At 47.4% G+C, this 25,761-nt stretch carries 25 protein-coding genes and 1 other RNA gene; 11 read left to right on the top strand and 15 right to left on the bottom strand.

Annotated features, from left to right (window positions below; genetic code table 11):
- Positions 1-76 precede the first annotated feature (76 nt).
- Positions 77-1,291, top strand: coding sequence for a hypothetical protein (locus QL234_RS00170; RefSeq protein ID WP_281555857.1), 1,215 nt, complete (start codon positions 77-79; stop codon positions 1,289-1,291).
- 82 nt (positions 1,292-1,373) lie between these two features.
- Here QL234_RS00170 and QL234_RS00165 read toward each other — a convergent pair whose 3' ends face one another.
- The 4 genes from QL234_RS00165 to rsmI all read right to left on the bottom strand — a co-directional run bounded on the left by QL234_RS00165 (position 1,374) and on the right by rsmI (position 4,755).
- Positions 1,374-2,150, bottom strand: coding sequence for a type 1 glutamine amidotransferase domain-containing protein (locus tag QL234_RS00165; RefSeq protein WP_281555856.1), 777 nt, complete (start codon positions 2,148-2,150; stop codon positions 1,374-1,376).
- A gap of 474 nt (positions 2,151-2,624) precedes the next feature.
- Positions 2,625-2,996, bottom strand: an RNA gene (gene rnpB, locus QL234_RS00160) — RNase P RNA component class A.
- Between the two features lie 59 nt (positions 2,997-3,055).
- Positions 3,056-3,685 (bottom strand): hypothetical protein, encoded by a 630-nt coding sequence (locus QL234_RS00155; protein WP_281555855.1) that lies wholly within the window; start codon positions 3,683-3,685, stop codon positions 3,056-3,058.
- A 215-nt stretch (positions 3,686-3,900) separates the two neighbouring features.
- Positions 3,901-4,755 carry a 16S rRNA (cytidine(1402)-2'-O)-methyltransferase gene (rsmI, locus tag QL234_RS00150; protein WP_281555854.1) on the bottom strand — a complete coding sequence of 285 codons (855 nt, stop codon included), beginning with the start codon at positions 4,753-4,755 and terminating at the stop codon, positions 3,901-3,903.
- 77 nt (positions 4,756-4,832) lie between these two features.
- Between rsmI and QL234_RS00145 the strand changes: the two genes are divergently transcribed.
- From QL234_RS00145 to dolP, 4 genes are read left to right on the top strand one after another with little or no spacing between them, the layout of a single operon-like run.
- On the top strand, positions 4,833-6,713 hold the full coding sequence (locus QL234_RS00145; RefSeq protein WP_281555853.1) for a penicillin-binding protein activator: 1,881 nt from the start codon (positions 4,833-4,835) through the stop codon (positions 6,711-6,713).
- On the top strand, positions 6,700-7,104 hold the full coding sequence (locus QL234_RS00140; protein ID WP_281555852.1) for a YraN family protein: 405 nt from the start codon (positions 6,700-6,702) through the stop codon (positions 7,102-7,104). Before QL234_RS00145 ends, QL234_RS00140 begins: the two co-directional genes overlap by 14 nt.
- Positions 7,105-7,121: 17 nt before the next feature.
- The gene (locus tag QL234_RS00135; RefSeq protein WP_044835975.1) at positions 7,122-7,703 is read left to right on the top strand and encodes a phosphoheptose isomerase; all 582 of its coding nucleotides are present in this window, start codon (positions 7,122-7,124) and stop codon (positions 7,701-7,703) included.
- A 9-nt stretch (positions 7,704-7,712) separates the two neighbouring features.
- Entirely contained in the window at positions 7,713-8,282 is a 570-nt protein-coding gene (gene dolP / locus QL234_RS00130; RefSeq protein ID WP_281555851.1) for a division/outer membrane stress-associated lipid-binding lipoprotein, read from the top strand.
- A gap of 218 nt (positions 8,283-8,500) precedes the next feature.
- On the opposite strand, the gene QL234_RS00125 is transcribed toward dolP, so the two are convergent.
- From QL234_RS00125 to zapE, 8 genes are all read right to left on the bottom strand, one after another.
- Positions 8,501-8,977 (bottom strand): ClpXP protease specificity-enhancing factor, encoded by a 477-nt coding sequence (locus tag QL234_RS00125; RefSeq protein ID WP_281555850.1) that lies wholly within the window; start codon positions 8,975-8,977, stop codon positions 8,501-8,503.
- 11 nt (positions 8,978-8,988) lie between these two features.
- Positions 8,989-9,630 (bottom strand): stringent starvation protein SspA, encoded by a 642-nt coding sequence (gene sspA / locus QL234_RS00120; protein WP_281555849.1) that lies wholly within the window; start codon positions 9,628-9,630, stop codon positions 8,989-8,991.
- Between the two features lie 97 nt (positions 9,631-9,727).
- Positions 9,728-10,426, bottom strand: coding sequence for a cytochrome c1 (locus QL234_RS00115; RefSeq protein WP_281555848.1), 699 nt, complete (start codon positions 10,424-10,426; stop codon positions 9,728-9,730).
- Positions 10,426-11,691 carry a cytochrome bc complex cytochrome b subunit gene (locus QL234_RS00110; protein WP_044836381.1) on the bottom strand — a complete coding sequence of 422 codons (1,266 nt, stop codon included), beginning with the start codon at positions 11,689-11,691 and terminating at the stop codon, positions 10,426-10,428. The genes QL234_RS00115 and QL234_RS00110 overlap by 1 nt, the downstream gene beginning before the upstream one ends.
- The gene (petA, locus tag QL234_RS00105) at positions 11,691-12,281 is read right to left on the bottom strand and encodes a ubiquinol-cytochrome c reductase iron-sulfur subunit (RefSeq protein WP_044836380.1); all 591 of its coding nucleotides are present in this window, start codon (positions 12,279-12,281) and stop codon (positions 11,691-11,693) included. The genes QL234_RS00110 and petA overlap by 1 nt, the downstream gene beginning before the upstream one ends.
- A gap of 603 nt (positions 12,282-12,884) precedes the next feature.
- On the bottom strand, positions 12,885-13,277 hold the full coding sequence (gene rpsI, locus QL234_RS00100; protein WP_044836057.1) for a 30S ribosomal protein S9: 393 nt from the start codon (positions 13,275-13,277) through the stop codon (positions 12,885-12,887).
- Between the two features lie 3 nt (positions 13,278-13,280).
- A complete protein-coding gene (gene rplM / locus QL234_RS00095; RefSeq protein WP_044836058.1) occupies positions 13,281-13,709 on the bottom strand; it encodes a 50S ribosomal protein L13 in 429 nt (142 codons plus the stop codon).
- A gap of 256 nt (positions 13,710-13,965) precedes the next feature.
- Positions 13,966-15,081, bottom strand: a complete 1,116-nt coding sequence (gene zapE, locus QL234_RS00090; protein WP_281555847.1) for a cell division protein ZapE — start codon at positions 15,079-15,081, stop codon at positions 13,966-13,968.
- A 138-nt stretch (positions 15,082-15,219) separates the two neighbouring features.
- Between zapE and QL234_RS00085 the strand changes: the two genes are divergently transcribed.
- The 4 genes from QL234_RS00085 to QL234_RS00070 all read left to right on the top strand — a co-directional run bounded on the left by QL234_RS00085 (position 15,220) and on the right by QL234_RS00070 (position 19,391).
- Complete coding sequence (locus tag QL234_RS00085; protein ID WP_281555846.1) at positions 15,220-15,675, top strand: DUF1043 family protein; 456 nt, start codon at positions 15,220-15,222, stop codon at positions 15,673-15,675.
- Between the two features lie 96 nt (positions 15,676-15,771).
- Positions 15,772-17,127 carry a Do family serine endopeptidase gene (locus QL234_RS00080; RefSeq protein WP_281555845.1) on the top strand — a complete coding sequence of 452 codons (1,356 nt, stop codon included), beginning with the start codon at positions 15,772-15,774 and terminating at the stop codon, positions 17,125-17,127.
- Positions 17,128-17,399: 272 nt separating this feature from the next.
- Positions 17,400-18,203 carry a transporter substrate-binding domain-containing protein gene (locus QL234_RS00075; protein WP_281555844.1) on the top strand — a complete coding sequence of 268 codons (804 nt, stop codon included), beginning with the start codon at positions 17,400-17,402 and terminating at the stop codon, positions 18,201-18,203.
- A 174-nt stretch (positions 18,204-18,377) separates the two neighbouring features.
- Positions 18,378-19,391, top strand: coding sequence for a trypsin-like peptidase domain-containing protein (locus tag QL234_RS00070; RefSeq protein WP_281555843.1), 1,014 nt, complete (start codon positions 18,378-18,380; stop codon positions 19,389-19,391).
- 14 nt (positions 19,392-19,405) lie between these two features.
- Here QL234_RS00070 and QL234_RS00065 read toward each other — a convergent pair whose 3' ends face one another.
- A complete protein-coding gene (locus tag QL234_RS00065; RefSeq protein ID WP_281555842.1) occupies positions 19,406-20,134 on the bottom strand; it encodes a transporter substrate-binding domain-containing protein in 729 nt (242 codons plus the stop codon).
- 212 nt (positions 20,135-20,346) lie between these two features.
- Here QL234_RS00065 and QL234_RS00060 point away from each other — a divergent pair, with 212 nt between their 5' ends.
- Both QL234_RS00060 and QL234_RS00055 read left to right on the top strand, forming a co-directional pair.
- Complete coding sequence (locus QL234_RS00060; RefSeq protein WP_281555841.1) at positions 20,347-20,541, top strand: hypothetical protein; 195 nt, start codon at positions 20,347-20,349, stop codon at positions 20,539-20,541.
- A gap of 629 nt (positions 20,542-21,170) precedes the next feature.
- On the top strand, positions 21,171-23,150 hold the full coding sequence (locus tag QL234_RS00055; RefSeq protein WP_281555840.1) for a methyl-accepting chemotaxis protein: 1,980 nt from the start codon (positions 21,171-21,173) through the stop codon (positions 23,148-23,150).
- A 359-nt stretch (positions 23,151-23,509) separates the two neighbouring features.
- Here the strand turns inward: QL234_RS00055 and QL234_RS00050 are convergent, their stop codons facing one another.
- Both QL234_RS00050 and QL234_RS00045 read right to left on the bottom strand, forming a co-directional pair.
- Complete coding sequence (locus tag QL234_RS00050; RefSeq protein WP_281555839.1) at positions 23,510-24,097, bottom strand: uracil-DNA glycosylase family protein; 588 nt, start codon at positions 24,095-24,097, stop codon at positions 23,510-23,512.
- 90 nt (positions 24,098-24,187) lie between these two features.
- Positions 24,188-25,441: a hybrid sensor histidine kinase/response regulator gene (locus tag QL234_RS00045; RefSeq protein WP_281555838.1), complete on the bottom strand. Its 1,254-nt coding sequence runs from the start codon at positions 25,439-25,441 to the stop codon at positions 24,188-24,190.
- Positions 25,442-25,761 lie beyond the last annotated feature (320 nt).

Raw genomic sequence — 25,761 nt, 5'->3', positions numbered from 1 at the left:
GCTTTTCATGATCCATAAATTTTGTTATTGATAATAGCCTGTTAGAAACATCCTTCTCATTATAAAAAGAGCGGTTATGACCAGGTTTGAAGAAATTTCCCAACTGTTAAATCACAAGGCTTATTTGCTCGACGGTTCGGAAGAGGAAATGCCGTCCTATGGCGAAATGCCCGATATTGACAGCATTGAGCGTGCCATAAAACTGGCTCAGCAACTATTGGATACTTGCTCAGAGAAACAGGCAGATGAAATAAAAACCTTAATTAAAAACAGGTTATGGCAAGCGCTTAGCGATGAAGTCTCGGTAAGCGATCAAGAACTGGAAGAACACGGCTTTGATGAATATGACTGGGAATCCAGAGACTGGCTCTATCGGGAAGTAGACGACATCTCCAAGTTCGCCATTGAGCAGCTGACTTCTCCCTGGCTTGCCACCGAAGCCCAGCCGGTGTTGCTGGAGATCATTCAAAAAAGCCCCTCGATCGATGCCCGCTATTTTGCCGCCAAACAACTGGAAGATCTGGAGTCGATAGCAGTGCATGGCGACATTATGCAAGTGCTGCTCGATTGCTTTAAAGACTATGATGCTGATGACCGTCCCTGCGGCAGGGAAGAAATTTTCTACGACATCTTAACCCGTATTTTGACCGAGCGCCTGATGTGGGATGAAGCCGTCATCGACCTTTTAAAACGTACCAAACAATTTCAAACGCTTAACAACTACACAGACCATAACGATAAAACCCTCTATTGGTATATCAAAAACTACCGGGCAACTACAGACCAAGCAGTACAATTGCAGCTTTTGGAAGCACTTGCCTGCCAATGGAAAGAAAAAGGCGGCTTATTCCCGTTTCTTGAGCAGCTCACCGGCAGTAAGCTGTCGGCGGATGCCCGCGCCCAGGTCATGAAGATTTTATTTTTAAACTTCCCTTACCATGCCTTCACCATAGAGAAAATGCGCAGCTATCTGGATACTCAGGCAGAGCATTGCACCCTTTGGCACCATGATCAGCAAAGTATATTGGACAGTTACTCGGACAACGACCTGCCCCAGAAGCGGGCCATGCTGGAGTATTCTATCAGTGAGCGTATTGGCGACATCCACCGCAGCATTGAAATTTATACCCGCAGTTATGGCATGACGGCATCGACCTTTGCATTCTTTGTTAATACCCTGGAAGCGGTGAAAGAAGGCCATAAAACCGGGCTGCTTAATCTGTTTTTACGCAACTTCCCCGATTGCCCGCAAACCCGGGAGATCAGGAAAAAGTACCAGCGACTAATGTGAGCAAAGCGGGCTTAGCACGGAAAATCCGGACCTTTAAAATGGCTGTTGCTCTTTAAAACGGAACAGCCGTATGCCCTAATGCTTAAAAGCCTTGGCTGGACAATTGCTCAATCAAGCTTTCTGCCATAGGGATTGCTGATGCCGGGTTTTGCCCGGTAATTAAACGGCCATCAACAACAACATGCTGCTGATTTTTACCTGATGCCAGGTAGTGTCCTCCCAGCTCCTTAATTTTATCTTCCAGCAAGAAAGGATAGTTATTCCGCGCCCAGCGCCCTTCCTCGATGTTGGCCTTGGCTGTTATTTTTTTTCCTGAGATCAAACGCTTCCCATTTGACAATATAACGTTAATCAAGGCTGCCGGGCCATGGCAATCGGCAGCAACAATGCCGCCAGCTTCATAAATATCGCGGGTGATCTGCTGTGCAAGTACATTATCTGGCAAATCAAACATAGGCCCGGCCCCACCGGCAAAATACACGGCCACATAAGACTGCGGATTAATCTCAGCTAACGGCATTGAATGCTTAAGCTGTAACTTCAATTTCGATTGCTCAAACCATTGCTTTTGCTTATTCGACAACCGAAATTCACCACTGGCTTTGCCCTGGCCTCCTTCAGGACTGGCTACATCAATCTGATACCCGGCCTGCGCCAATAACTGATAAGGCTCCAACACCTCAGGCAGCCAAAAGCCATGGCGATCACTTGAGACAATAACAAGTACTTTGCCCTTACCTTTTCCGATAACAAAATTAGCCTCCTCAGCAACCGCAGTATTACCCGCTCCCGATAACAGCAAAAGGGGCACAAGATAGAGGACCTGCATCAAACGATATGCAATAGATTTTATATTCATGATTATTTTCCATTTAAGTCAGTTATTGTGTTTGATGGCTCAAACTTAATGGAAAAGATGAGCAAAAGAATGAAAAAGAAGTGAATTATGATGAATATTGAGGAACAAACTGTGACTGAAGTGTGACTAATAATATAGGCAGCAATATCAACAAGATAAAAACATTCTTAAATGTATAAATTGACCTATAGGCAGCCGAAGTAAGTTTGAAATGAGAAAAGTTTCTTTTCTAACGGTCACAAAAAAGCCGCTACTCGTCAGTAGGGGACTTTCTGATTTTTATTGAGAATAAGTTTTCACCGGGCACAAAAAAACCACTACTCGTCAGTAGCGGTTTTTCTGTAAAACTATTGAGTTGGCCGATAAGCCGCCAGGTCTGGTTTGAGCGGAGGGGACTTTCTGATTTTTATTAAGAATAAGTTTTCACCGGGCACAAAAAAGCCGCTACTCGTCAGTAGCGGCTTTTCTGTAAAACTATTGAGTTGGCCGATAAGCCGGGTTTTGTCGTGGACAATCATTCGTCTAGGCCTTAAATCGCTCTAAGGCTCAAGCAACCTACCCGGTTTCAACGCGAGCCACGCCATATGAAACCCTATTTGGTCTTGCTCCGGGTGGAGTTTACCCTGCTGCGAACTGTTACCAGCCGCCCGGTGCGCTCTTACCGCACCCTTTCACCCTTACCTGTGCTGTTGCCAGCCATCGGCGGTCTTCTCTCTGCTGCACTTGTCGTGGGCTTGCGCCCCCCAGGCGTTACCTGGCACCCTGCTCGTTGGAGCCCGGACTTTCCTCCCCTTTATCTCCCTACCCGAAAGCAGAGGATAAAGCAGCGATTGTCTGGCCAACTCGGGGCGCATTCTACCTCAAGTTCGCTTCCGAGCCAAATGTAAATCTGTTTTTACCGGCTGCTAGCGGCTGACAGAAGGGGCGTATTGGGGAAATAACCTTGAAAAATGAAGGGTTAACACCGGTACCAGGGCGTCATGTTTTTGATGCAGGTAGTGATATAATAATTCCTGCTCCAGATAAGTGGGCGATTGTCTCACCTCGCCAAACTCGCCACTTTTCAACACATGCTCCGCCATTTGCCGGGGCAAAACAACCAAGTCGACATGATGGCGTATCAGCATTTCAAACGCCTGCCTGGCGTAAGTCACCTGCTGAAAGTCAACCTTATGCTTGGTTAAATTATGTGAAGCGATAAGAAAACCGCGCAAAGTGGCCACCTTGTGCGGGGATAATGCCGACCAACTGCCAATATCCGCCAGTTTCGCAGATGAGTCTTGTCGGTAATAGGCAAAAATCTCCAGCTTACCGATCGGCACGGATATACGGGTATAGTTACTCAGTGCTTTACCTGCCAACTCAACTCTGCCGAGAACACCATCTACCCAGTCGCTATGGACGGCCTCGTGCATTGCCCGCTTTGCCGGCATGGGAACTATTTTCACCCGGTATCCGACCTGCTTATATGCCTGCATAATCAGGTTAAGGGTCTCGGTAAACTCAAAGGCTTCCATGGGAGCAGAAAAAGACAAGGTCTTGGTAAGCTCATTTTCTTGCCCGGCAGGAAAGTTTTTCGCCAGAGCCCTTTCATTAACAAGTAAGCATATGAACAGGGAGAGAGTCAGCACCGAGGACGGGAATAATAGAAAATATATGCGAGCCAGCAAAACAATGCCCCCCAGTTAAGTGATCCAAGTATAGCTTTTAATCACCTCGCCAAGGGACTGCCGGGATTTATGCCCTGTGGTTAATCCGCTTTAAATGATAAAGCCAGATCATAAAGGGCATTTTTTTTCACCCCGTGTATTTTTGCCGCTATCGCACAAGCTTTTTTCGGCGGCAATTCTTCCAGCAGCAATTTTAAAGTCTCGATGATTTGCGGGGATATGGCCTCGGGATCCACCTTATGTCCTTCGATAATCAGCACCATTTCCCCCTTAAGCTGGTTAGGATCTTCCTGCAGCCAGTTCAAAAGACGCTCTGCGGTATCTGAATGTATGGTTTCAAAAGTTTTGGTCAGCTCCCTGGCAATCACCACATAACGATCACCACCGAGTACTGAAGCCACATCAGCTATGGTATCAATCGCCCTTCTTGGCGCATCGTAAAACACCATAGTTCTTGGCTCGTTAAGCAGCTCTGCCAGCTTTGCCTGCCGGGCGCCTGACTTGGACGGTAAAAACCCTTCGAAGGTAAAACGGTCGGTAGGCAATCCGGCACAGGATAATGCGGTGATGGCGGCACAGGCGCCGGGCACCGGGGTGACATTTAATCCCAGCTGACGGCAGTGACGCACCAGGTGAAATCCGGGATCGCTGATTAAAGGCGTACCGGCATCGGACACCAAAGCAATGCTTTTCCCTTCCTGCAATAACGCCGCTATTTGCTCCTGACGCTGCCTTTCGTTGTGATCATGCATCGACATGGTGTTATTTTTTATCGAAAATGCCGATAACAATCTCTGGGTATGGCGGGTATCTTCGCAGGCAATGACATCAACCTGAGTCAGTATATCTAAAGCCCTCTGGCTGATATCACCTAAATTACCTATCGGGGTAGCAACGATATACAAGGTTGAGGCATCAACTTGGGTTTGTGTCATAAAAGCTTACTTGTGTTGTTACAAAAGAAGATGAAGTTTATTATAAACCCATACTAAAACGCACGGATTTCTCACTGGTGAAGCAATATAAATTCCAACAACAATGTAAATCGGCTTTAGCCGCAGTAATTATCAGCCTATTGCTCAGTAATTGCGCCACCCAGAAAACGGTTAGCCCGACAAAAAAACCGGCAAAAGCAGTCACTCCGGTTAACCAGACAACTAAAACACCGCAAAACGCCCAGGACTATCTTGACCTGGCCAAAGGGCTTGATGCCGCACAGGCCATCCCGTTAATGGTAACGGCAGCAGAATTATTAAGCGGCGAAGGAAAGCACCGCAAAGCACTGTGGCTGGCAAACCAGATCACCCCTTTACTGGTCACCACAGAGGGCGGCATTACCAATATCGGCAAGCTTGATGAGCAGTATCGCTTGTTTGTCAGCAAGGCCACTAATTTACAGGCTTTGGGATATCATCAACTGGCGCTGGAGCAATTGACCCTGGCCGATACCCTGAGCAAGGAGCATCAGCTCAGCCACCAGCTGGCTTATTATCAGCAACTTGCCAAGGTGCAACACAGCCGTGAGCTGGCGGTAGATGCTGCCGATGCAGCCCTAAGGGCCTTTGTCATCGATGACTTTGCCTCAAATGACGATGTTTTCGCCCTGTGGCAAAGCTTAAGCGCCCTGTCGCAATGGCAACTTGATCAGTTAGCTCAACTCAATCCTCCCTATATCAAGGGCTGGCAACAATTGTTGAAGTTCGCTTTCCAGTTCGGCGACAACCCGGCGCAGTTTAACCGCTATTTAAGCCAGTGGCAGCGCAAGTTTTCCGAACATCCCGCCGTTGCCATTATCGATAGCCTGAAAACCGCCGAGCGCGACAACAAAACGATTGAAAATATTGCCGTGTTATTACCCCTGTCCGGCAACCAGGCCGCAGCCGGCAATGCCGCCCAGCAAGGCTTGTTATCTGCTTATCAAAACCATGATGCCGTTTCCCTGCATTTTATCGATACCAATGCCCTGGATATGTCTGCCCTGGTGTTAACCTTTAACGAACAGGCGATAGATTTTGTCATCGGCCCGTTGTTAAAACCTAATGTTCAGGCCTACCTGGCGCAGGAAGAATTACAGGTGCCGACCCTGCTGCTTAACGTCCCGGATGATCAGGCCCTTAAGCCTCATCAGGTGGCCTTATCCATGCGTCCGGAAGACGAAGCGATACAGGCCGCCAGCAGCCTGGCGCGCCGCAACTATCAATATCCTGTGGTATTGAGCCACCAGGATAAGGTCAGCAGCCGTATTGCCAAGGCCTTTGCCGATCAATGGCTAAAAATGACCGGCACCAGCCCGGAAGTCGTGCCGTTTGAGCAAGGGAAAAAAATGCAGACGGATCTGACCGCCAGCCTGGATGTCGGTTTAAGCAAAGCCAGGATCAAAGATCTAAAACGCCGGGTCAAACAAACCCTGAAAACTGAGACCCGCAACCGCCGCGATGTCGATATGATTTACCTGGTGGGCTCCCCCAAGCAAACTAAGCTGTTAAAACCCTATATCGATGTCAATATCAGCCCCTTTGCCGAGGTGATCCCTGTCTATGCCAGCTCCCGCAGCCACAGCGCGTTAAACGACCGCAGCGATACCCGGGATTTAACCGGCTTGACCTTCTCGGAAATGCCCTGGCTGTTAGACTCCAAGCAGCAAAATAAACAGCTGGCGCAAATGAGCCAGCAATTATGGCCACGGCGCAGCGACGGCCTGCAACGTATCTTTGCCATGGGCTATGACAGTTTTGCCCTGGCCGCCAAAATCGCGGCGATGCAGGAAAACCCCTTTGTCAGGCATTTTGGCCAGACCGGAGTACTAAAACTTAATACCAACAATATCCTCACCCGCAGCCTGATCTGGGGGCGTTACCGCAAAGATAAGGTCCAGGAAATTGCCATGGACTAAGCCGCCAAATAGCCCGGGCTTCAATACCCGGGGCTCAACCACCCGAGAAACAGGGCGGCAAACGGAAACGCTTGCCGCCAACTACCTGCTGGAACAGGGACTGACCCTGATCGGGAAAAACTTCTCGGCGAAAACCGGCGAGATAGATTTGCTTATGCGGGAACAACAGGTGCTGGTGTTTGTCGAAGTCAAATACCGCAAACACCCCACTTTTGGCGGTGCACTGGCGGCGGTATCGGCAAGCAAACAGAAAAAAATCAGACAAACCGCCGAATTTTACCTGCAACAAGCCGGGTTAAATGCATATAATACCCCATGTCGATTTGATGTGGTGACCTTGCAGGGCAGTATAGAGCGACCACAAATAACCTGGCTGAAAAATGCCTTTTAATGGAGTCTCGTTTTCCTATGTTAGAACGGATCAAAAGTAATTTTACCGAAAGTATTCAAACCAAAATCGCCGCCAGTGAAGCCATTTCCGCTTCAATAGAGCAGGCAGGCATGGTGATGGTGCAGTGCCTGTTAAACGGCAATAAAATATTATCCTGCGGTAACGGCGGCTCTGCCGGCGATGCCCAGCATTTTTCTTCAGAGTTGCTTAACCGCTATGAAACCGAGCGCCCCAGCCTGCCGGCCATTGCCCTGACCACGGACAGCTCCACCTTAACCTCTATTGCCAACGACTACAGCTATGACGAAGTCTTTTCCAAGCAAATCAATGCCCTTGGTAATAACGGCGATGTACTGCTGGCCATTTCCACCAGCGGCAACTCACGTAACGTCATCACGGCAATCGAAACCGCGGTAAAACGGGATATGCCGATTATCGCCTTGACCGGCAATGACGGCGGCGATATCGCCGGTTTGTTGGGGGAAAACGATGTTGAAATCCGGGTACCTTCATCGCGTACCGCACGTATCCAGGAAGTGCACTTATTAGTGATCCACTGTTTATGTGAAATCATCGATACCACCTTATTTCCCCAATAGGAGTTATAAATGGCCTTTAAACGTTTAGCCCTCACTGTTTTAGCTGCCGCCCTGCTGCAAGGTTGTGTTGCCGCTGCCGTGGTCGGTGTTGCCGGCACCGCCCAGGTCGCCAATGATAAACGCTCTATCGGCAACCAGATTGATGACCAGGTGATCGAGCTTGATGCCTATGCCAGCTTTAAAAAGCAGCAAGGATTAACCGAAAACACCAATCTGCAGGTGGTAAGTGTCAACGGCTCGGTATTGATCGTCGGCCAAAGTCCCAATACCTACCTCAGGGATTTAGCCATTAAGACCTTAAACAATATTGAGGGCGTGGTCAAAGTGCATAACCAGATCCGTATCGGCAATGTCACTTCCATCACCACCCGCACCAATGATCTCTGGCTGACCTCTAAAGTAAAAACCGCACTTTTTGCCGATGAAAAAATCAAGTCCGGTAATATCAAGGTAGTGACGGAAAATGCCGAGGTCTTCTTAATGGGACTTGTCAGCCAGTCCCAGGCTAATATGGCGGTAGAGATTGCCCGCAACATAGGCGGCGTTAACCGGGTGCTCAAGGCATTTGAATATCAGTAAGGTCATTCAGACCGGGATATAAAGGCTGTAGAATACTTTAAAGCTCAATAGCCGCCTAAAAACCAGACATAAAAAAAGCAAGCCGGGCTTGCTTTTTTTGTACACGGATGTATATCAGCTTGTTAGTTCCAGACAAAAGCTTAGTACCTATATCCATACAGGCAATCCTGCGGGTGCAAGGATGCACAAGAGCAGGATTTATGTCTGGTAATTAGAAATTACTTCACAACTTTCAGGCTGGGCTTGCCTTTGGCAGCAGAGGCAGGCTTACTCTGCTCTACCTGGTGCTCGTCAGCAGAGCTCACCGCACTGAGCCCGGGTTCATCATTACCCTGGCTTGCTACAGGCTTATCTGCCGCTGCAGGGCTTTCTTCTACCGCCTCAGGGTGCTCAATAGGCAATGAGGTACCGGCGCCGTTTTCTTTGGCATATATTGCCGCTATGGCGCCGTAAGGCACGCACAGATGCTCCAGTTTACCGCCAAAGCGGGCACTGAATTCGATCGCTTCACTGCCCAGGGCAATAGAGCCAACCGCCGAACCGGAAACATTGAGTACTATCTGGCCGTCATTGACATATGACATAGGCACCAGCACGCCATAAACACTGACATCGACAACGATGTAGGGCGTCAGCTGGTTATCAGAAATCCAGTCATAAAAAGCCTTAACGATATAAGGCTTATTCGAAGTCATTGAAGCAGGCATTATGCAGGGTGACCAAAACGTAATTCACGCTCGGCTTCGGTTAACGACGCCTGGAACGATTCACGTTCAAATAATCTTAACATGTAGGTTTTCAGCTCTTTAGCGCCCTGACCGGCCAGCTCGATACCGAATACCGGTAAACGCCACAACAGCGGTGCCAGGTAACAGTCAACCAGGCTGAATTCTTCGCTCATGAAATACGGCGTTTCATTTAATACCGGCGCTATGCTTAACAGGCTTTCTTTTAACTCCTGACGGGCTTTTGCCGCTTTATCGGCAGGACCATTCAGGATAATTTTCGCCAGGCTGTACCAGTCACTTTCAATACGGTGCATCATTAAACGGCTGCGGCCGCGAGATACAGGATAAACCGGCATTAATGGCGGATGCGGGAAGCGCTCATCCAGGTATTCGATAATAATTTTCGCTTCGTATAAAGCCAGCTCACGATCGATTAGGGTCGGTACGGTACCGTAAGGATTTAAATCGATTAAATCTTCAGGTAAGTTGCCTGGTTCCACCAGATGAATATCGACACCTACGCCTTTTTCTGCCAATACAATACGTGATTGATGACTGTACATATCATCTGCATGTGAATATAACGTCATAACAGAGCGTTTGTTCGCAGCTATGGCCATATAATGCCTCCAATTTTCTTTATAATTAAAAACTAACAATGGGGGCATTAAGCCCCCAAGGATAAGATCTAGGTTATTCTTGTTTTTACACTAACAATTAGTGCACATCTTTCCAATATTCCCGCTTAAGTAAATAAGAGAATATAAGTAAAATGAATAAGAAGCCAATGACCCAATAACCGAGATTTTTACGTTCCAGTTTATTCGGCTCGCCGACATATTCCAGGAAGTTGGTCAAATCACGTACCAAGGTATCATATTCTTCAGCGGTTAAAGAACCACCACTTGCTTCAGAAAGATTACCGTTTTCATCTAAAGTACTTACGCCTTGTAAGCCCTGCAATACATGCGGCATACCGACATCTTTAAATACTGTGTTGTTCACGCCAAACGGACGATTCGGATCGGCGTAGAAAGAACGTAAATAAGTATAAATCCAGTCAGGACTTCTTAAACGGGCTTCCAAAGTCAGATCCGGTGGCGCGCTACCAAACCATTTGGCGGCATCTTTAGCCGGCATGGTATTGGTAATATGGTCACCGACCTTTTCACCGGTATACATATACTTGGCGATACCTTCTTTTTCATCGATACCCAGATCGGCGAAAGTACGGTTATAACGCTGGTATTGCAGCTGGTGACAGCCTAAACAGTAGTTAACATAGGTTTCAAAACCACGCTTAAGCGACTCTTTATCGGTTAAATCGTTACCGGCTTTGTCTAATGGAATGCTCGGGCCTGCCGCTAGCGCCAGACCAGGCAAAGCTGCCAATAGTACTAAAATAAACTTTTTCATTATCCTGATACCCTCTCTGGAACCGGCTTAGTTTTCTCGTTATTGCTGTAGAACCACAAGGCAATAAAGAAGCCAAAATAACCTAAACTGGCGATACGGCCGATTAAGTTTGCCGTCTCAGACGCCGGCATGGTTCCCAAAATACCCAGTACGATAAAGCAAACAGCGAACTGAAGCAGGTTAAGGGTGTGGGCTGTGCAACGGTATTTAATCGATTTCACCGTGCCGCGGTCGAACCAAGGCAACATGAATAACATGAAGATGGCGGCAAACATGGCAATCATACCGAATAACTTATCCGGAACCACACGTAAGATGGTGTAGAAAGGACCAAAGTACCAAACCGGGGCAATATGCTCAGGCGTTTTCAAACCGTTGGCCGGTTCGAAGTTTGGCGCTTCGATGAAGTAACCGCCGCCTTCCGGAGCAAAGAACATCACCCAGCAGAAGAGGATCAAAAAGACCACTACCGCCACTAAATCTTTCACCGTGTAATAAGGGTGGAAAGGAATCGCATCGACGATGTCGTATTTCTTGGTGTATTGCTCGTGGAACTTGAACTTGCTTTGATCTTCCGGCTTAACGCTGCCTTTAGGTTTCTTGATGTCGGTACCTTCAGGGTTGTTAGAGCCCACTTCATGCAAAGCAAGAATGTGTAAGAATACCAGTACTACCAGTACCAGAGGTAAGGCAATAACGTGTAAAGCGAAGAAACGGTTCAGGGTAGCACCGGAGATAACATAGTCACCCTTGATCCAGATAGTCAGATCTTCACCAATCACCGGAATGGCACCAAACAACGAGATGATAACCTGTGCGCCCCAGTAAGACATGTTACCCCAAGGAAGCAGGTAACCCATGAAAGCTTCGGCCATCAGTACCAGGAAGATCAGCATACCGAAGATCCACAGCAATTCGCGTGGCTTCTGGTAAGAGCCGTACATCATACCGCGGAACATATGCAGATAAACCACAACAAAGAAGGCAGAGGCCCCGGTGGAGTGCATATAACGCAGCAACCAGCCGTAATCGACATCACGCATGATGTATTCAATGGAAGCAAAAGCACCGTCGCCGGACGGCTCGTAGTTCATGGTTAACCAGATACCGGTTAACAACTGGTTTACTAAAACAACACTGGCTAAAATACCGAATACATACCAGAAGTTAAAGTTTTTCGGCGCCGGATACTGAGCCGCATGCTTGTTCATTGCGTCAGTCAAAGGCAAACGCTTGTCAATCCAAGCCATGAAATTTGCAAACATTAGGCTTCTCCTTGTCCGACACCTACTAGCAAGGTATCGTCATCAATAAACGAGTGCTCAGGAACCACTAAGTTAAGCGGTGCAGGAACGCCCTGGAAAACCCGGCCGGCCATATCAAATTTAGAACCGTGACAAGGACAGAAGAAACCGTCGCTAACCCCTTCAACCTGCTCGCCAAAGTCGCCTTTGTGGTAAGTTGGAGCACAACCTAAGTGAGTACAAACACCTAAAGCCACCAGAAATTCCGGCTTGATTGAACGGTGCGTATTGGTTGCATATGCAGGCTGTTGCGGCTCTTCTGAGGAAGGATCACGTAATTGGTCTTCGTGATTGCTCAGTTCGCTGACAGTCTTTTCGGTACGACGGACAACATAAACCGGCTTACCACGCCACTCAGCACGGATCAGCTGACCGGGTTCTATCTTACCAACATTCACTTCTACTGGAGCACCGGCAGCTTTCGCCTTGGCACTGGGGTTCCAGGAAGCAATGAAAGGCACAGCCACACCGACAGCGCCGACACCACCGACTACCGAAGTAGCAGCGGTTAAAAAGCGTCGACGGCCGTTATTCACAGGCGCATTGCTCATTCAAAATCTCCACTTAAAATAATATCCAGACAGCACCGGGAATCATTGCTCAGTTATTAAGCAGAAACCCCTTGATATTGCCTGAAAAACTCGCGACAAAAAAATTTTTACGATCATAAAGAAATGACCCATTTTTTACAAGGTAATTCCGCCTCTGAAAGGCGTTAATATGAAAATTTATGTAGAAATGTTACTGAGGGGGGATTGATTAAGAAAAACACGATGGATTAATGTTTTTAGCGGCTTAAGGATTTAGCCGAATTTCTAAAAAAATCTGCACAAGATGCCTGTTTTATTGCTATAGATCAAAGCAAAATCACCATAACAAAGATAAGCCAACAAGACATTTTTTAGCCACTGTTTTGCAATCATACGCTTATGTCATACTGTTTTTCCTGAGCATAAACCTTACTCCTTCATATCCATATGAGCGCAAGATTACCTGCATGGATGCAGATACTTAGCTTATGTCTGGAACAAATAAGCTGAAATACTTCCATGTATAAACCCTGCTCTTCTGCATCCACACAGGCGCAGGATAAATACTTCCATGTATAAAAAAAGCCGGCATAAGCCGGCTTTTTGCAATACATAACGTAAATATTAACGTTTTGAGAATTGTGGACGTTTACGTGCTTTGTGTAAACCAACTTTCTTACGTTCAACTTTACGAGCATCACGGGTAACGAAACCGGCTTTACGCAGATCACTGCGGAAAGACTCGTCGTACTCCATCAATGCACGAGTGATACCGTGACGGATAGCACCGGCTTGACCGGAAATACCACCACCAGATACTGTGATGTTGAAGTTGAATTTCTCTAACATTTCAACTAACTCTAATGGCTGACGAACAACCATACGAGCCGTTTCACGACCGAAGTACTCAGAAATGTCACGCTTGTTAATTGTGATGGTACCGTTACCAGCTTTCATGAACACACGAGCAGTTGAGCTCTTGCGACGACCAGTACCGTAATATTGATTATCAGCCATTGCTTACAGCTCCCAAACTTGTGGTTGTTGTGCAGCATGCTTGTGCTCAGGACCAGCATACACTTTTAGTTTACGGTACATGTCACGGCCTAAAGGACCTTTAGGTAACATGCCTTTAACAGCGAACTCAAGAGCACGCTCAGGGGCTTTTTCGATCAGCTTTTCAAAGCTGATTTGCTTAAGACCACCTGGGAATTCAGTGTGCGAGTAGTAAATTTTACCTTTCGCTTTGTTACCAGTTACTTTTACTTTCTCAGCATTAACAACAACAACGTAGTCGCCGGTATCAACATGAGGAGTGTATTCTGGCTTATGCTTACCACGTAAACGGCTTGCAATTTCAGTAGCGATACGACCTAAAGTTTTACCTTCGGCGTCCACTACAAACCATTCGCGTTGTACGCTTTCTGGTTTTGCTACAAAAGTTTTCATTAAAAAAACCCAATATTAAAATGTTACATCAATGACAATCCATAGATCATCGGTTCAGTTAGACCCGGTGTTACCCCTTCGAGTAGCCTCGGTCTGTTACCTTTTCAGGTAATTGTAACGTAGGGAGGCGCAGGATTATAAAGGAGATGAGGTAAAAGATCACGTATAATTTTCATTCAAATGGCATTTTTTATAAAATAACTAAAAAATGCCATTTTTGGATAAAAATCGCACCGCTGCGGTGAGCTATTTGCCCTTAAGGCAAATGCTCTTTTGCCAGGTAATCATGGGACTGCATTTCCTGCAAACGGCTTAAGCAGCGTTTAAATTCAAAACTGAGGCGCCCGTCGCGATATAAGTTTTCCAGCGCCACTTCCCCCGACATGATAAGTTTAACATTACGCTCATAAAACTCGTCCACCAGGGCAATAAAGCGCCGGGCGCTGTCGTCATGTTCCGGTCCCATTTGCGTGACATTGCCCAGCAGCACGGTATGGTACATGCGGCTGATTTCCATGTAATCCGTCTGACTGCGGGCAGTTTCACATAACTGAGAAAATTCAAAGTGCACCACGCCATCAGAAGCCTGAACTGTCTCAAGTAAGCGGTTATTCACTTCTATTGCCGCCCCTTTTTCCCCCGGTTCGCAGGAGAGCTGCTCAAAGTAGCGGTTTAAGTTTTCCTCGGCCTGAGCATCAAGCGGGAAATGGTAGATTTCCGCCTGCTCCAGGGTTCTTAACCGGTAATCCACCCCGCTGTCGACATTCACCACTTCGGTATGCTGGTTGATCAGGGCAATGGCGGGTAAGAAACGCGCCCGCTGCAAGCCGTTGCGATAAAGCTCATCCGGAATAATATTCGAGGTCGCCACCAGGGTGACCTTACGGGCAAACAGCTCTTCAAATAACGCCCCGAGGATCATGGCATCGGTAATATCGGAGACAAAAAATTCATCAAAACAGATAATGCACACCTCACTGGCAAAGCGGTCGGCAATGATTTTCAGCGGATCCGACTGCCCTGTGTGCTGCTTTAATTCCTGATGTACCCTGTGCATAAAACGGTGAAAATGCACCCGCATTTTATTTTCAAACGGCAAACAGTCATAAAAGGTATCCACCAGATAGGTTTTCCCCCGGCCGACGCCCCCCCAGAAATACAGGCCTTTGATCTGGGTATTATCCTGTTTACCGTAGATTTTCTTCCAGCGGTTAAGCACCTTTTTAAAGCCTTTTACCGGCAAGGGCCTGTTTTGCAGATCTTCATATAAACGCTGCAAATGTTTGACGGCATTTTCCTGGGCGGCGTCGTATTGAAAGTCATCCCGCTGCAGATCCCTTTGATACTTTTCTAACGGTGAAAGGCCGGTCATTTCATCACCCTTTGGCGGCATCGGCTTGAAAAAATAAAATTTAAGAGCATATTCAGTTTTATAGCTAACGTAGAAGCGGTATATTGAACTTATATTTTCACCAATTTTCTCCACGAATACAATCGAAGGTAACACAGCATGACTCTAATAACAGGATTGATCTCACTTTTGGTCGGCGCTTTAGGCGGTTTTTTTATCGGTAAAACTTTTTCAAAATCCAATAAAGAAAATCAAAAGCTTGCCGAGCAGGTAAATCAAAATGAAGAAGCGCTAACCCAATATAAAAACGATGTCGCCGAACATCTCGACAATTCCAGCAAATTGCTGGAACAAATGCATGCCACCTGCCAGACGGCCATGAAGCAAATGGAAGAAAGTACCAAATTGCTGCGGCAGGCGACCCCGACGGAAAAAGAAGCTATGCCGTTTTTCTCCAAAGAAACCCAGGAGCAGCTGGCGCAAACCGCAAACCTGCGCCATCAAAAACGGGAAGAGAAAAGCGAAGAAGTTATTACCGAAGCCCCCCTGGATTATTCCGGCAACCCAAGCGGTCTTTTTGACGACAAGAAACAAAGTGTTACAAATGCCGACTAGGGAATTTCGAACTAACGCTTTTATGCTCGGTCAATAATTGGGTCACTCATTTGATGAGTTAAAAATGTTAAATTCTTTGAAGGATAGATCTTAAGTATGAAAAAACTGTCAATTTTAGTCAGCGCAGCATTATTCTCAGGCACCCTTGCCCTTTCAAGCGCACCTGCTTATGCCAATTTACCTTTAGCCGTCGGCGGTCAAACCATGCCATCTCTCGCCCCGATGCTGGAGCAGGCAACCCCCGCGGTCGTTAGCATTTCAGTCAAAGGGACCCATGAAATCGAGCAAAGAGTACCCGACGCCTTTAAATTTTTCTTCGGCAATCCGCGCCGCAGCCAGCCGCAAGAACGCCCGTTCAGGGCTTTGGGCTCAGGGGTTATTATTGACTCAGATAAGGGTTATGTCGTCACCAACAACCATGTGGTGGACGAAGCCGATGAAATCGTCGTGACACTAAAAGACGGCCGCCAGATAGAAGCGAAAAAACTAGGCTCAGACAAGGCAAGCGATATTGCCATTTTACAAATTGAGGCCGAAGATCTCACCGAAATCAAACTGGCAGACTCCGACAATCTGCGCATCGGTGATTTTACCGTGGCTATCGGTAACCCCTTTGGCTTAGGACAAACCGTGACCTCGGGTATCGTCAGTGCCCTGGGCCGCAGCGGTTTGAATATCGAAAATTACGAGGACTTTATCCAGACCGATGCTGCCATCAACAGCGGTAACTCAGGCGGCGCCCTGGTCAACCTCAGGGGTGAACTGATCGGCATCAATACCGCTATCATAGGCCCGAACGGCGGTAATGTCGGCATCGGCTTCGCTATTCCCAGCAATATGATGAATAACCTGGCCAAACAGATCATTGAATTTGGCGAAGTGCGCCGCGGCATTCTCGGGGTAACCGGTCGCAGCGTCAACGGCGATATTGCCAAGGCGATGGAGCTGGAAACCAACCAGGGGGGCTTTGTTGAGCAGGTCGTTGCCGGCTCTGCCGCCGAAGAAGCCGGCATCAGGGCGGGTGACGTCATCACTAAGGTTAACGGCAAGACGGTAAAAACCTTCCAGGAATTAAAAGGAAAAATAGGCTCTATCGGCGCCGGTAAAGACGTAGAAATTACCGTGATCCGCGGTGACGGTGATGAAAAAGATTTTACCGTGACACTGAAAAAGTCGGATACCGCCAATGTTGAAGCCGCCAGCATCCACAGAATGCTGGAGGGTGCCGAGCTGGAAAACAACAGTGAAGGTAACGGTGTCCTGGTAAAAGATCTCGCCGACAACAGCCCGGCCCAGATAATCGGGTTAAAATCAGGCGATATCATTAACGGCATTAACCGTAAGCGCATCAAGAATATTGCCGAACTGCGCAATTACCTGAAAAAACCGAAAGGGGTAATGGCGCTGAATGTTATTCGCGGCAACAGCCAGCTGTATCTGATGATACGCTAAAGTTCACCTTTCCTGTTTACCAACGAAAGGCCCGAAAGGGCCTTTCTTTTAACACCCGTTAACAAAACCGTCCACAAGCAAGTACAAATGGCGCGCTAACGGCAAGAAAAAGTCAAACTTATCTTCTCCGCTATTTCACTCCTCCCGTCAAAACAGGCAACGGCCTTGAACCGTCTATACTTTCAAAAACGGCTTTCTTTTAATGCCATCAACAGTACCCCGTAAATCTTTGGCACCGCCGATAGATAACAACAAAAGCTTTAGCAGGTCGTATGATGTATTCTTTACTTGTCCGAATATTCAGCATTCCCCCCTGGAACATACTACTCATTGCCCTGCCATTAGCCATAAGTGCATTTGCCTCAAAAGCAGAGAACAAAACGATTCATTTCGGCATTGACTCCTGGCCCCCCTTCACCATAGTGGAAACAGGCAACATCAGCGGTATCGATATAGAAGTGGTCCGTGTGATGGCAGACACATTAGCGCTGGAGCTGAAGTTCGTCCCCTGCCCCTTTAAACGTTGCCTGCGCATGATGGAAAACGGCGAACTCGATATGCTCGGCTCTTTACAAAAAACCCGGGACCGGCAACTGTATATGCACTACATAGAACCCAGCTATTATGCCGCCAATAAAGTCTTTTACACATTAAAGGCAAATCCCTCCACCATCGAGCAATATCAGGATTTACAGCAATACACCATAGGGGTCACCTTAGGTCATAAGAACAACCCAAGGTTTGACCAGGACACGAAAATTTCAAAATTTGCAGCCGTTAATACCGCCCAGCTGTCGGGGCTGCTGATGAAAAAAAGAATCGATGCTTTCCTAAGTGTCGATGTCTATTCAGACTACTACCTGTTACAAAACAGCCTTAGCCAATACATCAAAAAATCCCCCTTCTACTTCGAGGGAACCTTAGGTTATTTCGCTTTATCCAAGACATCCGGATTGACAAAACACCTCAAGGAGTTCAACCGGATATTGGAGAACATGAAGAAAAATGGCGAAATTGACCGCATTATCAAGAAGGTATTGAGTAAACACAGTTTAACAAAAGAACCTTTACCCTGATCGAGCCGACCCCAACCCATTCCAGCCGGCATAATAATTAGCCGCAATCTCCCGGTAAACTTTATCGACAAGACTAAACTGTGGTAGGCTAATGAAAAATAGCCAAATAACCTAACCCTTTTGCAAATCATCGCTTTTTTACAATATGTCATCCGCTCTGCAAGTTATGGTGTCATGCTTGCCGTAGTCCTGTTGCTGCTGATTCCTGAGCTTAGAAACAATACCCTGGCGTTATGGAAAATCATCCCCGAGCAAAGCAACCAGCCGGCGGCACTTTCCTATGCAAAAGCCGTTAGCCTGGCCGGTCCGGCGGTAGTGAACATTTACACCCGGGATATCCAGAGCGCCCCGAATTATGGCGAATACCCCACCAGTAATGTCCGTTTGGGCTCCGGGGTGATCATGGACAGCCAGGGTTATATCCTGACCAACTTCCATGTAGTACAAAATGCCAATTTAATCTCCGTCTGGCTGCAAAACGGCCAGCAATTTGCTGCCGAACTTATCGGGTATGATATCTATACCGATTTGGCGGTATTAAAAGTGGAAGCGGTCAACCTGCCGGTGATCCCGCAAAAATCAGATTTAAAATCCCTTGCCGGCGATGTCGTCCTGGCCATAGGCAACCCTTTAAACTTAGGTCAAACGGTAACCCAGGGCATTATCAGCGCTACCGGCCGTAACGGCCTGAGCAATACCAGTTACCTGGAGTTTTTACAGATGGATGCTGCAATCAATGAAGGCAACTCCGGCGGCGCGTTAATCAACAGCAACGGCGACCTGGTAGGCATCAATTCCCGCCAGTTCTCCAACCCCCAGCTCAATATCCAGGGGATCTTTTTTGCCGTACCCTATCAGCTGGCCAAAAAAGTGATGGAGAAAATTATTTCTCACGGCCGGGTAACCCGAGGCTGGTTAGGGGTGGTTGCCAATCGCTATATTAATGAATTTAAGGGCTTTATCATAGACCAGGTCACCCCGGGCAGTCCCGCCTATAAGGCAGGCTTACAGCCGGGGGATATCGTCTACCAGATAGGGGAGCAGCAAATCAACAGTATCACCCATGCCCTGGATATCGTAGCGGAAACCAAGCCCAATACCAGTTTGCTGTTTAAGGTCTACCGCCAGAAACGCCAGCTTGATATCCCGGTGACAATCATAGAATACAACCAGGTACTGAATAAATAAGGTGCTCCCGCACCTTATTCAAGTTCATATTTGACTTTAAGGGCGCCGATCAGCTCGGCATTATTCATTACAAATTCATCAAACTGCTTGATGATCTCCGGATGCTTAAAACTGGACAGCGCATAGCCGGTCACCTCATAAGGCAGGGTATTGTCAAAAACGATATACTGCCCGCCGTAAGATGAGTTTCTCAGGAAATAACGGGTCACGAAAATATTGCTATAAACCCCGTCAACATAATTAGACTTCACCAGTTGCATCAAGCCATCCAAACTTTCATGTTCATGCCGTTTCACCTTGCCGGCCGCTATCGCATCCAGGTAGGCAAAACGGGTAAAACCGACTATAGTCCCCAATCTTTTCAGGGCCCCTAAACCGCGGCCCTGGGCATGGGGATACACCATCACGCCATCAATCGACTCCAATACCGCCTGGCTGTAGGTAATGCTCTTTTTGTGTTTAATTTCCTGGGCCCAGCCACTGTTATCGGGAAATTTAAAATCCACCTGGCCTGCCAGATAAGCGCCAAACAGGCTTTTTACCGGATACGCTTTATAGCTAATGTTATGGCCATAACGCTCGGCAAAGGCATCCAGCACATCCCGGGAAAACCCCGCATATTGGCCATGACGCATCGCGGAAATGGGATAATAATTGATATTTTCAACACCGATCAGCAACTCTTTGCCGGCAAGGGGGAAGCCCAACATCAGGCTTAAGATTAACACAGGGAAAAGTCTCATCGTTTTAGCCTCACGAGTAAATCACCCGGTATTAATTATAGGTCTGGCGCTGGCCCTGAGGGTATTTTTTCTCCTTACTCCGGAGAAAAAACCTGCAGCTGTAATCGCCGGTAATGTTCTGTTGACCACCTTGCTGTTATGCTCGGCGCCTGATTAGTGATGATCATATTATTTCAATTATTTGCGTCAGAGAAAAATAAAAGGAGTCTGAAATGAATGCAATTAATATCGGAGATCATATTTATCATGCAAGGATAACCATGAGTCCCTATTCCCTGACAATTAATAAGGAAAGAAAATACCTGGTCACCTATATCGAGCGTAATAAGGGAACCCATGGCCGGGACATTTATCATTGCGGCAAGCACCAGAGATTTGACAGCTTAAGCGTCGTCAAAGCCGATTAACCATCATCCCCTGTTGGCGAATAATTCAGGCTGCAGAAATAACCCGACACTTCACCGGATACGCAACAAATGCGGTTACTTCTGCACTTAGCCAATGCATGGCGGGCCAAAGTCACACAACTAAACACCAGCCAAACACAATACATGTTAAGTCATTGTAAAATAATATCTAAAAAGCAATAACCACTTAGACCGGAACATTCTAACTTATACAAGCCCAAACAACAGGCATAAACAGATAAAATTCAGCCACCTCTCTGAAAAATATAAGATTATCTTGTAAAATCCTCCCTTACCCGAGCGGTTTATTTCTCAGTTCCAGATTATTTCTTTTCATTTGCTTATGCTCCGGATACGACAAACAGTTGACTTTTCTCTGCCAGCACATAGAATTCGGCGCTGCTTTACCAGGGAAGGTTTAAGATAAAGTTCAACAATTAAAATAAAACCTCACTCACTCCCCTAAGGTAACAAGCCAAACTCACTGTTAACGCCAGATAAGCGATAAGCCCGGCCACTAAAAGCCTGCTTGTCCTGGGGCGATTAACGACTGCCGGTAAAAACATAACAAACAAACCGGCTTTGGCTTATAAATCAGCACCTTGTGGGGTCAAGGATAAAATCAGAGAATGAAATTAAAAAAGAAGTTAACCAGCACCTTTTTATTAATCGCCTTAATTCCAACCTTAGCCCTGGGCATCATCAGTTGCTATACCGCCAGCTCAGCCCTGACGGATCAGGCCTTTTCCCAGCTAGTTTCGGTACGGGAAATAAAAAAATCACAAATATCCAGCTACTTTACCGAGCGTAAAAATAATATTGAGATGCTGCCCGGCGCCATTAACAAGATGCTGGACAGCACATCCCCTGCAACCCTGATCGACTCCGCACATGCCCATCACGGTTACTTCGAAAGCTTTATCAACACTTATGGCTATTATGATCTGTTTTTAATCGATCACACCGGCGAGATTTTCTATACCGTGACCCGGGAAGCCGACTACCAGACCAACCTGGTTTCGGGAGCCTATAGAGACTCAGGGCTCGGGCGCCTGTTTAAACAGGTGAGCAGCACAAAACAATTTGCTATGGCCGACTTTAGCCGCTACGCCCCCAGCAATAACGCACCGGCAGGCTTTATCGCCTTACCCTTTACCACTTCCTCGGGACAAACACTGGTGGCGGCGCTGCAGTTATCCATTGACAGTATCAACCAGGTAATGCAGCAGCGCGAAGGCATGGGAGCAACCGGGGAAAGTTATTTAGTGGGCAGTGATTTATTGATGCGCTCTGACTCCTACCTGGATCCAGACGGCCACTCGGTCTCCGCCTCTTTCGCCGGTGACATCCAAAACAACGGCGTAGACACCCAGGCAGCACAACTGGCCATCAAGGGTGAGACCGGCAATAAAGTCATTACCGACTATAACGGTAATCCCGTACTGTCGGCATACAGCCCGCTGGACATTTATGGCGCCCGCTGGGCAATTTTATCAGAAATTGATGTTGCCGAAGCCTTTGCCCCGGTTTACCGGCTTTACTGGACCCTGTTTTTTGTCGTGCTGAGCGCCATTATCGCCATCATAGCCCTGGCTCTGGTAATGTCAAAATCCATTTTACGTCCGCTGGCGGCCGAACCTAAGGAAATGCGGCAGATCGCAGAAACCATCTCAGGGGGCGATTTAACGATAGCATTTGAGCAAAACAGGGAAAACGCCAGTGTCTATGGCGCGATGAAAAAAATGACCCTGGAGTTAAAACATATGGTCGGTGAAATTGTCCATAACAGTATTAACCTGGCCAGCCTGTCGCAGCAAACCAGTGCCTCAAGCCTGCAGTCAACCGAATCCCTGCAGGAACAGCAAAGCAGTATAGAGCAAATCGCCACCGCCATAGAGCAAATGGCGATGAGTATTCATGATGTTGCCAGCAATACCTCATCGGTCGCCGCTTCAACCGCCAGTGCCCGGAGTCAGTCGGGAGAAGCGTCGGAAAAATTGAACCAGGCCATCCGGGATTTAAACCACCTGGATAATGAAATCATTCAAACCAGCACCGTCATTCAGGGACTGGCGGATAATTCCGTGGAAATAGGCTTAGTACTGGAAGTGATCCGCGGCATTGCCGAACAAACCAATTTACTGGCACTTAATGCCGCCATCGAAGCGGCAAGGGCCGGGGAGCAGGGCCGCGGCTTTGCCGTGGTTGCCGATGAAGTGCGTACCCTGGCCTCAAAAACCCAGGAGTCCACACAAAATATCGAGTCGATGATCTCTAAGCTGCAAAGTGCGGCTTCAGAAGCGGTCGATGCCATTGCCACCAGTCACGCCATTGCCGAGCAGACCATAGGCAACACGGATATCGCCGCACGCTCGGTGGATAAAATGAATGACGAAATGGGCACCATCACGGAAATGGCCGAAGCCATTGCCAGCGCCGTTGAGCAGCAATCCTCCGTCTCCACCGAAATCAGCCAGAATATCAGCACCATCAGCCAGGTGGCTTATGAAAATGTTGCCAGTGCCGGCCAGGTCTCTGCCGCCAGCGAAGAAATCAGCACCATTTCCTCCACCTTGAATCAACTGAGCCTGAAATTTAAAGTCAGCTAAGCTTTATTACCACTAAACCACTAAGCGGGGAAAACCGGTTCAGGCCCCGCTTTATTGCTTTCCGCTATCTGATAAGATATCCACCAGCCATTGCTCACTTCTTCGGGTTATTTCATCATCCGTCAGCTCTCCTGGTGCGTCGCAATGGACCATATATGGCCGGATGGCTCCCGGATCTGTGCATGCCTGTCACCCCAAAACATATCGACAGGCGGCATAAGATAATATGCGGGGTAAGGCAGTAACCCCTTGAGGAATTGGCATCGCCATGGGTCATCTCCTCATCATAAGCTAAACTACCGCGAAAAAGTGTCGTCTAAATATGTTCGTCAAGTACCGGGATACAAATCCCACCGGCTTCAGGGACGGCTGACAAGTTCACTTACCCTGCCCCTGATATAGGGCAGCACTTGCTGTTCAAACCAGGGATTGCGTCGCAACCAGATGTTATTGCGCGGACTGGGGTGTGGTAAAGGTATGATAGCGGGGGCATATTCCTGCCAGGCCCTGACGGTTTCGGTCAGGTTCTTCTTTTGCCGATCTTTAAGATGATATTTTTGTGCGTACTGGCCTATCACCAGGATCAATTCAATATCCGGCAACAAAGCAAACAGCTGCCGGTGCCAGGTTTTTGCACACTCGGCCCTGGGCGGCAAATCGCCACTTTTGCCCGTGCCGGGATAACAAAATCCCATAGGCACTATGGCAATTTGGTCTTCATCATAAAAAACCGTTTCATCTATCCCCAGCCATTGCCGCAAGCGAACACCGCTGGCATCGTTAAAGGGGATCGAGGTTTTATGCACCTTAATGCCGGGCGCTTGTCCCGCCACCAGAATTTTTGCACTTTTATTACCCCGGATCACAGGATTAGCCCCCAGGGGGAGCTCGGGCTCACACAAGGTACAGCGACGTATCTCTTGCTTAAGCAGTTCCAATTCATTCATTTTAATATCAAGCGAGCCACAGGCAATTCACAATAAAACATCATACCCCGTACAAAAAGCCGGTGACAATACCCGGAGCAAACACTCAGCTTAATGAGCGTTAGGAGCGGGTAAAGTTATGATAAACTTGGTGCCATGCTCTTCGCTGCTTTCACAGTCCAAACGACCTTTGAGGGTATCATGTACAATATGGTTAACGGCATTTAACCCCAGCCACTTACCTGAAGTATCATGCTCGGCGCCATATAAAGGCTGGAACAATGACTCTAAGGTTTCTTTATTGACAAACTTGCCGTTATCTTCAAACACCATGCACACAGCATGGTCTTCGCGCTTAATATTCAGCACCATGTTGCCAACCTTGTTCTCGCCATAACTGTTATTAAGGGCATAGCTGATCAAACTGGTGATAATTTTTGTGATCGCGCCCGGGTAACTCTCCAACACGATATTATCGGGACAATGAATCTCGATACTGTGTTTGCTGTGTCTTAACCTCGGCATTAACGTCAGCAGAATATCCTCAATATATTGCTTCAAATTAAAATGACGGCGTTCATTACCGGTCAAGTCAATGGAAAACTCTTTAAAGGCGTGCAGCAGCTCCACCGCTTTTTCCAGGTTTCGGGAAATAAGACGGCAAGATTCATAAGCAAGTGCCTGGTAATTGCTCATAAATTCTTTTGATAGGTTCATCTCCTTTGCCCGCGACATCAATTCCTGTGTTTTTTCTTCCAGGCTCGATGCCGTGGTGATACTCAGCCCCAAAGGCGTATCGATTTCATAAGACATATCCGCCACCAGGGTGCCTAAAGACGCCAGCATATCGGTATTGCTCTGGCGCTGCAGCATCTGATGCAGGTTACTCTGACTCAGGGCCAGCGCCTGGTTCGCCGCATACAGATCGTCTATCAGTTTTTCCTGCTGACGTTCGGCGACAAAACATTCCAGCGCACGCCGCACTTTCAGCAGTAATTCATTTTGTTCGAACGGCTTTAATATCACCTGATAGACATCAAGCTCATTGATCGCCGCCATCACCACGGAGATATCCTGATATGCCGTCATTAACATACGTTTTGCTTTAGGCAACTGGCTGCGAACTTTTGCCAAAAACTCCGTCCCCGACATCTGCGGCATGCGTTGATCTGTTAACACCAGATGGATGCCCTGTCCCTGGCTATGCTCTGTCACGATATTGAGGGCCTCTTGCCCGTTATTGGCACATAAGACCTGATAATGCTGGCTCAGGATTAAATCCAACAGATTGAGGATATGCGGATCATCATCGACCAGTAAAATTGTATGCTGCACTTCATTTACCGCCTGGTTGTTTTGTGACATAACACCACCTGTCCCTGGTAGTAATGGTAATAAATCATGAAAAGCTGAAACTGGATTTCATAACCCAGGACATTAACTTTACGCTAGTTATGAGCTGATATTCTTTTGATTATCAGCAAGATCAGTTAGCTGACTATAAAATCAGCAAACCGTTATAGAATGTTATAGAAAGGATTTTCGAAAAAAGATAGTTGATACCGTGCATAATTTCCCCGGAGCAGGCTTGAATCAGCTCCGTCCCCCAAAATAGCGCAAAATAACAGCAGCCACTTCATTTTCCCCGCCGCCAGGAAGTGATTTTATATTTTTGCGTGTGTTAT

This window comes from Thalassomonas sp. RHCl1 (assembly GCF_947387555.1).
Lineage (GTDB): Bacteria > Pseudomonadota > Gammaproteobacteria > Enterobacterales > Alteromonadaceae > Thalassomonas.
Note: the sequence above shows the minus strand (reverse complement) of the source record. Positions and strands in the feature narration are given on the sequence as shown.